Source organism: Salinibacillus aidingensis (assembly GCF_039522525.1).
GTDB classification, from domain to species: Bacteria; Bacillota; Bacilli; order Bacillales; family Alkalibacillaceae; genus Salinibacillus; species Salinibacillus aidingensis.
Window position 1 is genome coordinate 42,547 of sequence record NZ_BAAADO010000003.1, and the last position, 13,145, is coordinate 55,691.

The window sequence follows — 13,145 nt, forward strand, 5'->3', positions numbered from 1 at the left end:
GTGAAAAAAATGAAGAAGATATTGTCCTCTAAAATGGGATTCTTCTCAATTGCTGTATTTATTTTCTGGATAAAAACGTATGTTATATATAAAACTGAATTTACTCTTGGTGTAAGTGGATCTATGCAGGAGTTCCTGCTATTCTTTAACCCACTTAGCTCAGGATTGATCTTTATTGGTCTTGCCTTATTTTCAAAAGGACATAAAATAGGAAGAAGAATCATTATCGTTGAAGCGATTATGAGCTTCATTTTGTATTCAAATGTTGTTTATTATCGATTTAACAGTGACTTTATTACACTCGCTACATTAATGCAGACAGATAACTTTGGAAGTCTTGGCGGCAGTATTTTAAACTTGATGGCCCCTTATGATATTCTCTATCTGTTTGACATAGTCCTTTTAATTTTCCTTTATAAGAAATTTAAACCAAACTGGACATTTGAACGTTTGCAATTGCGTAAACCATTGCTTGTATTAGCTACAGGTCTTGTAGTGTTTAGTGTGAACCTGAGTTTAGCCGAAGATGACCGTCCACAGCTGTTGGAGCGGACTTTTGACCGGAATTATCTGGTGAAGTATTTGGGGATGTATAACTTTATCCTCTATGATGCTGCCCAGAATATAGAAAACTCAACCCAGAGAGTTTTGGCAGATAGTGATGATATTACAGAAGTTCAAAACTATACCAAAGCAAAATATGCCCAGCCTAATGAAAAACTGTTTGGTGCGGCTAAAGGGAAAAATATTATAAAGATTCACTTGGAGTCCTTCCAGTCTTTTCTTATTGACTATAAGTTGCATGGAGAAGAGGTTACACCTTTCTTAAACTCATTGGTGCACGATGAGAGTAAGAGTTTCACGTATTTCGATAATTTCTTCCATCAGACCGGACAGGGAAAGACCGCTGATGCGGAATTAATTACGGATACCTCTTTATATGGACTGTCAAATGGGTCTGCATTCTCAACAAAAGCAGACAATACGTTCCAGGCACTTCCGGCTATTCTGGATCAGCGTCAAGGCTACACAAGCGCTGTCTTCCATGGGGATGGAAAGTCATTCTGGAATCGGGATAATATGTATAAAAGTCTGGGTGTCAATGAATTTTACTATGATAGCTATTACGACATGAGTAAGGAAAATGTCATTAACTACGGTCTGAAAGATAAACCATTCTTTGAACAGTCCATGCCATACTTAAAAAACATGGAAAAACCATTTTATGCGCATATGATGACCTTAACCCATCATCACCCTTATTTGATTGATGAAGAGGATGCGACCATTGCACCGGCAGAAACAGGTGATCCATCTGTTGACCGCTATTTCCAGACTGCCCGCTATTTGGATGAAGCTTTAAAACAGTTCTTTGAAGATCTAAAAGAAGCTGGATTATACGAGGATTCCGTGATTATGATTTATGGAGACCATTATGGTATTTCTGAAAATCATAATCGGGCTATGAAGGAAATTACCGGAGAAAAAATTACATCATTTAAGAGCGCACAATTACAGCGGGTTCCGTTTATCATCAAAGTTCCTGGTGTTGAAGGACAGGGAATTAATCATGAGTACACGGCAATGACTGATGTGATGCCTACATTGTTACATCTATTAGGTATAGACGCACAGGATTACATTCTGTTTGGTACCGATATGTTCTCTAAGGATCATAAGGAAATGGTTCCATTCCGTAATGGAGACTTCATTACTGACAAATACAGTTATGTAGATGGAGCTTTTTATAATAATAAAACGGGAGAGAAAATTTCAGATCCTACTGAATCAATGTTAAATATGAAAGAAACGGCACACCATGAGCTGGAGCTTTCAGATAAAGTGTTAAATGGAGATCTGCTTCGATTCTACTCTCCAAATGAACAGTGGGAGCCTGTAAATACCGGAGACTATTTCTATCCAACGTTAAAAGAAAATGAAAAGATTAATGATACTGATGGTGTGAAAGATTTAGAAGATGATACTAAAGCTTCAAATGAAAATAGGGTAGATGTCAGTGAGAATGAAGGCAGCAAAGAAGAAGGTTATGAAGAGGAAGACCAAAATCAAAACGAAACAAAAGCAGAAGAGCAACAATAAAGATCATGATCGCATATTAGCTAAAACACATCCACATCTTTGTGGGTGTGTTTTTTTATCACGTATTAACTGGCCGTAATACCCCCACTTCAAGTTTTGAGGGTAACCCAACAAGACTATGTGGGGGATAAACGGCCAGTAAAAACCTGATAAGTTCAACTAACCATCAGTGGGGGATGGAAAGACCCCCCACTGATGGAAGTTTCACTTTATAAAATCATATCAAAAGGATGAGCGTGTTCGATTCCGGAAAGGATAAGACAAAAACACAGGTGAGAACATGCTTTTGCTCAAAGCTGGAATGTTGCTAACTATTTTTATAATGGGATTAGGGTGTGTGTACTTTATAAAATTAGACTGGAAGAAATACGGTCTTCTATATATATTTGCTGCAGTTTCTGCAAATGTTTTATGCTATCTTTTCACGTGGTCAGGACTGTATTCATTTCCGAATAATCTATTGCATGGTGATTTACTTATGCCGATTGGTCTGGTTTCAACAGCATTTCCCTTAGCTGTACTATTAGGAGTGAGATTCAGTCCTGAAAAGTGGATATGGAAAATCCCTTTCTATTGGGGAATCGTTCATATTGGGATGGTTGCGGAGGCTGTCTTAATGATTACACCGATCTTTAAATTTGGACCAGAATGGGATTTATGGGACTCCTATTCATTACGATGGGGGTACTACCTGTTGTTTGAATTGTTAGGAAGTAAAATGATCCCCCCTCATTTAAGAAAACCGATGTCTCATGAATCCTTCCGATACGGCGGATGGGCCTGGATTGTATTTCATATTGTAGTCATTGTCACCATTTTCTTAATGGGAGTTTATACGGGGATAACTTTATTTTAATTTGGAGTCTGCATCGGATGGGTCCTGTGGTATATAACAGGACCTGAAAGATAAATGGTTAAAAAAGTTAAGCACAGGATTGACAACCAGGTGTATTATGCATATAATACACCTTAGATGTATGAACCAATTAATACACACACTAAAAATGAGGTAGTTACTTCATGGTCGTATAGGAGTTGTTTCGATGAGTGTGAATTTTAACAATCGGGATCCCGTTTATTTGCAAATCATACGGTACTTCAAAGAGAAAATTGCCATTGGTGAACTGGAGCCTGGAGAGGAAATACCATCAAGAAGGGAACTTGCAAACAGGTTGAAGGTGAACCCTAATACGGCGCAACGGGCGTACAAGGAAATGGAGGAGCAGGGTTTGATTTATACAGAACGAAATCTTCCGAGTAAAATTACGACAGATACAGAAATATTGGGAAGGGTGAGAGATGAATTAATTATAGAAGCTGTAGATACCTTTGTTGGATCCGTTCGTTCCATTAATGTACCTGTGGATGAATTGCTTGAATTAGTCAGAAAAAAGTACCTTGAGAGTGATGGGGAGGCGTAAACATGATTGAAGTGAAAGAGGTTGAGAAGAAATTTGGTCGTAAGAAGATACTTAGGGGCGTGTCATTTACTGCGAAAAAGGGTGAAATCACCTGCTTGATAGGGATTAATGGGGTAGGAAAGACAACGATTTTAAATGCAATTATGGCTCTGACCCCGGTTCAAAAAGGGGAGATTCTATTAGATGGAGAGCCGATTAAGGAAAAGACATTTGAGAAAATTTCCTTTATTCCTGATGCACTTACGATGCTCCCAAACATGACTATAGAGAAAGCCATGGAGTTTATGAATGATTTTTATACTTGCTGGAACATGGAACGTGCGAGGGAACTATTAGGCTTTTTCAGATTACATAAAGATGATCGGATTGCCTCCTTATCAAAAGGAAATACAGCCAAGGTAAACCTGTTGCTTGGTTTGGCCTTAGATGTGGATTATATCTTAATGGATGAGCCATTTTCAGGTATAGATATGTTCAGTCGTGAGGAAATCGCAAATGTGTTTACAAGCCACTTGATTGAAAACAGAGGAGTGATTATCACGACTCATGAAGTAAGCGATATTGAACATTTAATCGATAAGGTTGTGCTGCTGGATGACGGGGTGGTTACCAAAGAATTTGACGCTGAAAAAGCACGCGAAGACGACGGAATGTCTGTAATCGATGTGATGAGAGAGGTGTACCAGGGATGAAAAATTACTTAAAGCTCGTTAATTTTGAATTTAACCGAGTTGTGAAACTATTTACCATTTTGCTGGGCATAACCCTTGTAGTCCAGATGGCTGGGGTGATTGTACAGTCAAGAGAGTATCTCGGTAGGGCTAATGAAAAGATGAATGAAGACCTAATGTCGAAAGCACAGTTTTTAACAGATTATGGCCAAATCAGTTTTGCACACATTGTAAGAAGCGTATGGTTTTTGGGACCCATTGCTTTATGTGCAGCTGGTGTAGCATTTTATATTTTTCTGGTTTGGTACCGTGACTGGGTTGGAAAAAACACGTTTATTTACCGTTTGTTAATGCTTCCAACAACGAGGTTAAATATCTTTTTCGCCAAGATTTCAAATATACTCATCATGACACTGGGACTGGTGGCATTTCAATTAATTTTATTACCTTTTGAAGCATTGGTATTGAAATGGATGGTACCTGATGATTTCCGGAATGATATGGGAGTTAAAGAGACAATTACCAGTATACCGGAATTAACGATTATTATTCCGAACAGCTTTGTTGAATTTGTTTTGTATTATGGAGCAGGACTGCTGGCTGTTGCCATTTTATTTACTGCGATTTTAATGGAAAGAAGCTTTAAATGGAAAGGAATCATTGCGGGTGTGCTTTATAGTGCCATGGCTATTCTTGTTCTCATTTCCCCCGTACTCTTACAAGAATTGGTACTAAATGGGTTCTTTTATCCGATGGAACTGTTTGTCATTGAAATTGTAATGGGGATCATTGTACTGGCAGTTTCCATATGGATGAGTGGATTCCTGCTGAAGAAAAAGGTAACGGTATAAGGGAGTGTACACAATGAAAAAATACTGGAAATTTACAGCTATTATTGCTGTTATTGTGCTTAGTATTGGAACGTTCTATGTGAATTCAGCCATATCGGCAGATCAAAACCCTGAATTTGTGATTAAGAAAGAAAGCGGGGATACGAAAGAGCTGGAGCCATTGGTGCTGGAGGGGTCCTATCAGGGTGCTTCCTCAGGGAATTATGTAAGCAGGGACTTAAAAATCACCAGGCAGGGGACAGAATATAGAAATCCATCTTTTCTTAATCGACTGATTGGATCCCCGATGCCTGTGATAGAAAGTCTGCAGGAGCAATATCGGGGCTTCATGCGGGGGAAGAGTCCATCGGAGAATTTGTTTTTTGAGAACGATCGCTTTCTTGCTTATGCAAATGTGGATTATGAAATCGGGTTTAATTCCCGTGAATCAAAGGATTATACATTTGAAATAGATATTTTAAATAAAAAAGAGGACAGCACAGACTCTTTTACTATGAAAGTGCCAGACGCTAACAAAATGGATCATGTTTTTGTGGATGATGTACAGATCATAAATGGTGAATTAAACATCATCACAGAAAATATGGTCAGAGATAATAATAGTGATAGACTCTATGGTGAAAAACATATCTATACAATTGATATGGCCAATCAGAAGTTCATAAAACATGAACCGATTATCAAAGAACCAAAAGGACAGGACAATACTCATTTCGACATAACGTTCATTGAAGCAGAAGGATCAACGAAAATGCATGAAAAGCTATTATTCCTGACAACGGAAAGAGAGGTCATAAAGGATAGGGAATCGACAAGAATTGGTGACACAAGTCGGGAAGCTATATCCTACAATCTGAAAACCAAAGAAAAAAGAAGACTCTCTGAAGACTTAAATTTAGAAGAGAATGAAATAAGTGCATTTGACGGGTCCGCGATTTACCTGACGAAAGTAAATGGACAAAAGGTTATGGTAACGCCTTTTCATTTAGAGAAGAAACAGCTGGGAGATTCCTATTTATTTCAATTATCCGATAAACCCATGAATGAAGTGCCCCCACTGATTAAGATAAAGGATGGGAAGTTGTATGCGGCTTCCAACCGGATGAATTCAAATACAACTGCAAGTGTTATAGTTGCTGACTTGAAGACAGGTGATTCTCTCTTTAAGGGGGAATTAAGAATAAAAAATTCAGAGGATGAGATAGAAGATTATGATTTATATATTCATGATATCTTTGTAAAATAGGGTGTCCTTTTTAAGAAAAGAGGATGATCATATGGAAACCAGTCAAAACAAAGCGGTTTACCTGGCAAACTTAAATCAACGTATGATGGACCAGGATGTAAATGAGCTTTATGCTGAATGTAAAAAGAAAATATTTTCCATCGCCCTTTCCTATGTAAAAGATCATTATTTGGCAGAGGACCTTTCACATGAAATTTTGGTAAAATGCTACGTTACCCGTGATAAGTTCAAAGGTGATTGTTCCTTTCATACATGGATGTGTCGCATTGCAAAAAATCATTGTATTGATTTTTTACGAAAGAGCTATCGGAGCCGTGATTTGCTTTCTGAAGATATCGATTTTATGTACAAAGGCAACATGTCCTCGCCAGAATCTGAGTTCTTAAGGCTGTGTGACAGGGAAGAACTGAAACATCATCTGAGGAAGCTGCCAGCAACATATCTGGAAGTCATAACACGTTTTTACTATAAAGAACAATCCTTGAAAGAAATTGGACATCATCTGAATCTGAAGCCATCGACCGTCAAAACAAGGTTATTTCGGGCAAGGAAAATGTTAAGAGATCAATATCATATCCATATCAATCAGGAGATCAAATGAATCAGAATTTGGTCTCCTTTTTTTGATATAATTGTGGAAACGTATACTTTAGGTAATAGACAAAGGGAAAAGGGGACAATTACTTTGGATAACCAATTTTTAGATTTATTGGCACAAAGATATGACAGTGAAGATAAAGTCGTTACAGAAATTATTAATCTTGAGGCTATTCTTCATTTACCAAAAGGGACGGAGCATTTTGTCAGTGATTTACACGGGGAGTATCAAGCCTTTCAGCATGTACTTAGAAATGGTTCAGGGAAAGTGAAGGAGAAAATCAGAGACCTGTTCAGTGATCGTTTGTCAGAAGATGAAATGAATGAAATGGCGGCTTTGGTCTATTATCCTGAAGAGAAATTACAGCTGCTCAAAAATCGCTTTGATCATCATCAGGAATTAAATGAATGGTATTCACGAACCATTGAGCAATTGATTGAATTGATTGCCTATGCATCCTCGAAATATACACGGTCAAAGTTACGCAAGGCCCTTCCCCGGCAATTTGTTTATATTATAGAAGAGCTTTTATACAAGTCAGATGAATTTACAAATAAGAAATCCTATTACACAAAAATTATTCAGCAGATTCTTTCCCTTGGCCAGGCTGATAAGCTTATTGTCGGTCTTGCTTATACGACTCAGCGACTGGTGGTTGATCATCTGCATGTTGTGGGTGACATTTATGACCGGGGACCGGATCCTGACAAAATTATGGATACACTTATGAACTATCATTCGGTCGACATTCAGTGGGGCAATCATGATGTGCTGTGGCTTGGAGCATATGCCGGTTCAGAGGTTTGCCTGGCGAACATTATTCGCATCTGTGCCCGTTATGACAATCTGGATATTATTGAAGATGTATATGGAATCAATCTTAGGCCTCTTCTCAATCTTGCAGAAAAATACTATGAGGACAATCCGGCTTTTCGACCGAAGCGACCATCCGATAAAAGAATAACGGAATCGGAGCAGCTGCAAATTACGAAAATCCATCAGGCTATCGCGATGATTCAGTTCAAGCTGGAAATACCAATCATTAAGAGACGGCCTTATTTTAATATGGCTGATCGTCTTCTGCTCGAAAAGATGGATTATGAAAATCATGAAATTACTATCCAGGGGAAAACGTATCCTTTGGAAAATACGTGCTTTGCCACTGTGAACCCGCAACAGCCCGATCAGCTATTAGACGAAGAAAAGCAGGTGCTGGAGAGGCTGTTATTCTCTGTTCAGCATTCGGAAAAGCTGGCCAGACATATGAACTTTCTTATGAAAAAAGGAAGCCTATACTTGAAATATAATGGGAACCTCTTAATTCATGGCTGTATTCCTATCGATAAAAATGGAAATATGGAGCATATGCAAATTGAAAATCAAACCTATTCAGGGCGGGATTTGCTTGATAGATTTGAAGACTATTTAAGAGAGGCGTTTGCTCATCCTGAAATAAGTGATGATCTTGCCACCGATATGGTCTGGTACTTATGGACAGGAGAATATTCCTCCCTCTTTGGAAAAAGAGCGATGACCACTTTTGAGCGGTACTTTATTAAGGATAAAGAAACCCACAAAGAGGAGAAGAACCCGTATTATTATTTACGCGAGGATGAAACCATCTGTCGTAACATTTTACAGGAATTTGGCCTAGATCCAGACCAGGGTCACATTATCAATGGCCATACACCTGTCAAAGAGATTGATGGAGAAAATCCAATCAAAGCGAACGGAAAGATGATTGTCATTGATGGAGGCTTTTCGAAACCCTATCAATCAACTACAGGTATTGCAGGTTATACGCTGCTGTATAATTCCTATGGGATGCAGCTTGTTGCCCACAAGCATTTCCATTCAAAAGAGGATGTGCTGCAAAATGGAACAGACGTCTTATCTGTAAGAAGATTGGTAGACAAGGAACTGGAACGGAAGAAGGTTCTGGAAACAAATATAGGAGAAAAGTTGTTAAAGGAAATATCTGTTTTGAAGAGTCTCCTGGAATATCGCTATATGAAATAAGGTTTTAATCTGAAAATGGAAAATGCAACCTTACAAATGCTTCTGTTTAACGTTTGTAAGGTTTTTTATCACGCATTAACTGGCCGTAATACCCCCACTTCAAGTCTTGAGGATAACCCAACAAGACTAAGTGGGGGATAAACGGCCAGTAAATTCCTGATAAGTTATGTACACCGCCTTTGGTTTTCACAAAATATTCATAAAAAAGGACATACAATAATAGGGTATCGACAAAAGGTCTTATTTGATGCTCCCCTGAAAAATCGTGACATACTTCTCCTGGATTGGAGGACATAAAGCGGGATGGCCATCAGACAAGATGCAGCCTTTATTTTTAAGTTTTTAAGAAAAATTGTTAGGAGGGTACCCTATGAAAAAAGTGAAGAATCGCTGGCTCATTGCGGCATCCGCTGTAGGCATCCATATTTCTATCGGTTCTGCGTATGCATGGAGTGTATTCACCAATCCAATGGCCGATTCGTATGGATGGGAAACAACGGAAATTTCCATGGCCTTTAGTATTGCTATCTTTATTCTTGGGCTGGCAGCAGCATTTATGGGAAGGTTTGTAGAAAAACAGGGTCCAAGAAAATCAGGTATGCTAGCAGCGCTGTTCTTTGGTGTTGGTGTTGCGGGTTCAGGGCTGGCAACATCCATTGAGTCTTTGTATCTATTGTACCTGTTCTATGGAGTGATCGGTGGAGTTGGTTTGGGAATTGGTTATATTGCACCGGTATCCACTCTTGTGAAATGGTTTCCGGATAGGCGTGGATTGGCAACAGGTTTAGCAATCATGGGATTTGGCTTTGCATCCTTAATTAGCGGACCAGCTGCCGCAGCGTTAATTGAGTCCGTTGGGATTTCTGCGACCTTCTATATTCTTGGTGTGATTTATTTTGTGGTGATGACTGCATCTTCCCAATACTTAGCACCGCCTCCTAAGGAATGGGTTCCCAAAGGTTTTAAGGCTGACCAGCAGGAGGGTAAAGGGAAGCAAATTAAACCGGATCTCGCTCAATTAACAGCAAATGAAGCAGTAAAAACCCGCCGTTTCTATATCCTCTGGTTCATGTTATTTATTAATGTCACTTGTGGAATCGCTATCATTTCTGTTGCTTCCCCAATGGCACAGGAAATTGCGGGCATGACACCAATAGCTGCGGCTGCAATGGTCGGGCTTACGGGTCTGTTTAATGGATTAGGAAGAATCGGCTGGGCATCCTTATCCGATTATCTGGGCAGGCCCAATGTGTATACAGCCTTCTTCGTAATCCAGATCATTGCTTTCTTCACTCTGCCAGTCGCTTATAGTGCGCTTTTATTCCAGGTATTAGTGTTTGCTATACTCACTTGTTATGGAGGAGGATTTTCTACTGTACCGGCATTTATTGGGGATATTTTTGGAACGAAACAGCTTGGCGCCATCCATGGCTATATTTTAACAGCATGGGCACTCGCCGGAGTTGTGGGACCTATTCTTCTATCAGCTGTCTATGATTTAACCAACAGCTATAATTCTACCTTGTACATTTTTGGCGTGCTGTTTGTGGCAGCATTTGGGCTGTCTCTATGGATACGGTCCGATATTAAAAAGCTGCAGAACGAACAGCAAGAGCCAAATCCAAATATGGCGGGTGCAGAGCTGTAATTATTCTGTGAATCGGAAACGGAAATGTCGTAGTGTCTATCATTAAGATGCATTACGGCGTTTTCGCGTTTTCGGAATTTGAATGGAGAGCCACTGATGTAATCAAACAACCGCTTCATGTTTGAGGTTTTAAATTTCGTACAGGATTCATATAAATAGAATCAAAACTAATCGTAACGGAGGGATTTCTGTGGGAAACACAAAGCACTCCGGTCCTGTTAAGCTGCCGAAAAAACCTGATCCGGACTTATGGGTGAGTAAGGTACCTTTTGGTTTGGGGAAAATAAAGCCCCATCATATTCGGGATATGATGAAGGTTGCCTGGGAAAATAAAGATCATTTACCATATGCAACACGAATTTTACGTAAGGGCGTCTGTGATGGATGTGCTTTAGGGGTGCTCGGTTTACAAGATCAGACTCTTAAAGGTCCGCATCTATGCACAACCAGATTAAACGTACTCCGCCTGAATACTATGCCGGCCATGAAAGAGGATGTGGTTCATGCCGACATTGATGAGTTAAGAAAAATGAGCAGTACAGAATTAAGGAAGTTAGGACGCATTCCCTATCCGCTTATTCGCAAGCCTGGAGAAAAAAGGTTCAGACGTTTGTCCTGGGATGAAGCCCTGGATACCGTGGCGGAAAAAATGAAACAGCTGGATCCCAAACGTTATGGCTTTTATTTAACATCAAGAGGAATTACGAATGAAACGTATTATACAGCGGGCAAAGTCGCTCGTTTCCTAGGAACGAATCATATAGACAATGCGTCCCGTATCTGTCACTCTCCTTCCAAGACAGCCTTATCCCGTTCACTGGGAATCGGGGCATCAAGCTGTAATTATAAAGACTGGATTGGAACCGACGTCCTCGTTTTCTGGGGATCTGTGGCCGCCAATAACCAGCCGGTATCCACCAAGTATATGTATGCAGCAAAGCGCAAGGGAACGAAAATTATCATCATCAATCCTTATTATGAGCCGTCCATGGATCAATATTGGGTACCATCGATTCCGGATTCTGCATTATTTGGAACAAAACTTGCCGATGATGTCTATCAGGTCAACATTGGCGGAGACATTGCCTTTATGCATGGCATCATGAAGCACTGGTTTGAAATGGAGGAACAGGAACCAGGATCGGCCATCGACTATGAGTTTGTTGAGCAGCATGTTAATGGCTTTGAAGAATTAAAGCAAAAAGTTACCGATTATGATTGGGGTATTTTAGAAAAATCATCCGGGTTATCGAAGGAGAGAATGAGGGAACTTGCTGAAATTCTGGCCAAATCCAAGTCAGGTGTTTTTGTCTGGTCCATGGGTCTGACCCAGCATCGTTTCGGTACGGATAATGTGTCACAGGTGGCCAATCTGGCTATGCTTCGAGGCTTTATTGGCAGGGAGAACTGCGGAGTTATGCCTATTCGGGGACATTCTGGTGTTCAAGGCTCCGGGGAAATGGGTGCAGCCCCATTTGTGTTACCTGGAGGACCGATGAATGAAGAAAACCGAAAGCGTGTGGAAAAAGTCTGGGGCTTTCCAATTCCTGACTGGCAGGGCGATATTGTCGGGGTTTCCCTTGAAAATGCTCTTCTTCCCGAGGAGCACGAGCGGAAACTGCAGCTTTATTATATGTCAGGTGGAAACTTCCTGGAGACGATGCCAAACCCTGATTTTGTGAAACAGTGCCTGGAAAATATTGATGTCCGGGTGCATCAGGATATTATTTTTAATACATCCACCTTTGTTGATGCTAAAGAAGCGGTGATTGTGCTGCCTGCCATGACGAGATATGAGCAGCCTGGTGGTGGAACCTCAACATCGACGGAAAGAATGGTCTATTTATCACCGGAAATTAAAGGTCCAAGAATAGAAGAGGCACGGGCGGAATGGGAGATTTACGTGGATCTTGCCAAACGAGTAAAGCCTGATCACCAGCACTTAATAAATTTTGAAACGGCCCAGCAGATTCGAAATGAGATTGCCGAGGCAGCCCCTAATTACGATGGCATCCAGCATTTAAGTGAGGAAGGGGATGTCTTTCAATGGGGCGGTGCCTGGTTATGTGAAGGGGGAGAATGCCCGACTCCGGATGGAAAAGGAAATCTTATTGCTGTGGAGGTTCCGGAGCTCCGGAAGCCGGAAGGACATTTCAATGTAACCACCCGGCGCGGAAAGCAATTTAACTCGATGATTTACAGTGAATCCGACCCGTTTAATAATGCAAGCCGTGATGATGTTCTTATGAATGAAGAGGATGCGAAAAAACATGAAATTCAGGAAGGCGATACCATCATTGTTTACAATCAGCATGGTACATTCAACGGCCGGGCAAAATTTGAACCGATTAAACAGGGGAATATAGAAGTTCATTGGCCGGAAGGGAATGCTTTAATCCCTAAAGGTGTTTATGAAGAATTTGCCGGAATTCCGGAATATAATACATCAGTGATCGTAGAAAAAGCAGAAACCTATTATGCGCATAAGGATACTAAGTATGTAGAAAAACGAATCGAGGAGCTGGAGATGGATCCACATTAACAGGAGTCATGATAGAAACATATGATGGATAGAATAAAAGTGGGAGGCA

At 40.3% G+C, this 13,145-nt stretch carries 11 protein-coding genes; 10 read left to right on the forward strand and 1 reads right to left on the reverse strand.

The annotated features are described in order from the left end of the window. The first annotated feature begins 9 nt into the window (after window positions 1-9). The 8 genes from ltaS (at window position 10) to ABD006_RS06975 (ending at window position 8,906) form a co-directional block, all read left to right on the forward strand. Window positions 10-2,100 carry a lipoteichoic acid synthase gene (ltaS, locus tag ABD006_RS06940; protein WP_343839127.1) on the forward strand — a complete coding sequence of 697 codons (2,091 nt, stop codon included), beginning with the start codon at window positions 10-12 and terminating at the stop codon, window positions 2,098-2,100. Between the two features lie 337 nt (window positions 2,101-2,437). Continuing rightward, a complete protein-coding gene (locus tag ABD006_RS06945; RefSeq protein WP_343839129.1) occupies window positions 2,438-2,956 on the forward strand; it encodes a CBO0543 family protein in 519 nt (172 codons plus the stop codon). Between the two features lie 187 nt (window positions 2,957-3,143). Next, entirely contained in the window at window positions 3,144-3,521 is a 378-nt protein-coding gene (locus ABD006_RS06950; RefSeq protein WP_343839131.1) for a GntR family transcriptional regulator, read from the forward strand. A 2-nt stretch (window positions 3,522-3,523) separates the two neighbouring features. Further along, window positions 3,524-4,213 carry an ATP-binding cassette domain-containing protein gene (locus ABD006_RS06955; RefSeq protein WP_343839133.1) on the forward strand — a complete coding sequence of 230 codons (690 nt, stop codon included), beginning with the start codon at window positions 3,524-3,526 and terminating at the stop codon, window positions 4,211-4,213. Then, on the forward strand, window positions 4,210-5,043 hold the full coding sequence (locus tag ABD006_RS06960; protein WP_343839135.1) for a hypothetical protein: 834 nt from the start codon (window positions 4,210-4,212) through the stop codon (window positions 5,041-5,043). Before ABD006_RS06955 ends, ABD006_RS06960 begins: the two co-directional genes overlap by 4 nt. Window positions 5,044-5,056: 13 nt before the next feature. Continuing rightward, on the forward strand, window positions 5,057-6,289 hold the full coding sequence (locus ABD006_RS06965; protein ID WP_343839137.1) for a hypothetical protein: 1,233 nt from the start codon (window positions 5,057-5,059) through the stop codon (window positions 6,287-6,289). 31 nt (window positions 6,290-6,320) lie between these two features. Next, complete coding sequence (locus ABD006_RS06970) at window positions 6,321-6,890, forward strand: RNA polymerase sigma factor (RefSeq protein ID WP_343839139.1); 570 nt, start codon at window positions 6,321-6,323, stop codon at window positions 6,888-6,890. A gap of 84 nt (window positions 6,891-6,974) precedes the next feature. Further along, window positions 6,975-8,906, forward strand: a complete 1,932-nt coding sequence (locus ABD006_RS06975) for a fructose-1,6-bisphosphatase (protein WP_343839141.1) — start codon at window positions 6,975-6,977, stop codon at window positions 8,904-8,906. 46 nt (window positions 8,907-8,952) lie between these two features. Here the strand turns inward: ABD006_RS06975 and ABD006_RS06980 are convergent, their stop codons facing one another. Next, window positions 8,953-9,201 (reverse strand): hypothetical protein, encoded by a 249-nt coding sequence (locus tag ABD006_RS06980; RefSeq protein WP_343839143.1) that lies wholly within the window; start codon window positions 9,199-9,201, stop codon window positions 8,953-8,955. Window positions 9,202-9,276: 75 nt separating this feature from the next. Between ABD006_RS06980 and ABD006_RS06985 the strand changes: the two genes are divergently transcribed. Both ABD006_RS06985 and ABD006_RS06990 read left to right on the forward strand, forming a co-directional pair. Continuing rightward, window positions 9,277-10,554 carry an L-lactate MFS transporter gene (locus ABD006_RS06985; RefSeq protein ID WP_343839145.1) on the forward strand — a complete coding sequence of 426 codons (1,278 nt, stop codon included), beginning with the start codon at window positions 9,277-9,279 and terminating at the stop codon, window positions 10,552-10,554. Between the two features lie 190 nt (window positions 10,555-10,744). Next, a complete protein-coding gene (locus ABD006_RS06990) occupies window positions 10,745-13,096 on the forward strand; it encodes an FdhF/YdeP family oxidoreductase (protein WP_343839147.1) in 2,352 nt (783 codons plus the stop codon). Window positions 13,097-13,145: the final 49 nt, after the last annotated feature.

What these genes read in the sequence shown, in the direction of transcription:
- ABD006_RS06980 (WP_343839143.1), bottom strand. Translation starts at nt 9,201, where the DNA reads ATGTCCTCCAATCCAGGAGAAGTATGTCACGATTTTTCAGGGGAGCAT.
- ABD006_RS06985 (WP_343839145.1), top strand. Translation starts at nt 9,277, where the DNA reads ATGAAAAAAGTGAAGAATCGCTGGCTCATTGCGGCATCCGCTGTAGGC.
- ltaS (WP_343839127.1), top strand. Translation starts at nt 10, where the DNA reads ATGAAGAAGATATTGTCCTCTAAAATGGGATTCTTCTCAATTGCTGTA.
- ABD006_RS06950 (WP_343839131.1), top strand. Translation starts at nt 3,144, where the DNA reads ATGAGTGTGAATTTTAACAATCGGGATCCCGTTTATTTGCAAATCATA.
- ABD006_RS06965 (WP_343839137.1), top strand. Translation starts at nt 5,057, where the DNA reads ATGAAAAAATACTGGAAATTTACAGCTATTATTGCTGTTATTGTGCTT.
- ABD006_RS06960 (WP_343839135.1), top strand. Translation starts at nt 4,210, where the DNA reads ATGAAAAATTACTTAAAGCTCGTTAATTTTGAATTTAACCGAGTTGTG.
- ABD006_RS06955 (WP_343839133.1), top strand. Translation starts at nt 3,524, where the DNA reads ATGATTGAAGTGAAAGAGGTTGAGAAGAAATTTGGTCGTAAGAAGATA.
- ABD006_RS06970 (WP_343839139.1), top strand. Translation starts at nt 6,321, where the DNA reads ATGGAAACCAGTCAAAACAAAGCGGTTTACCTGGCAAACTTAAATCAA.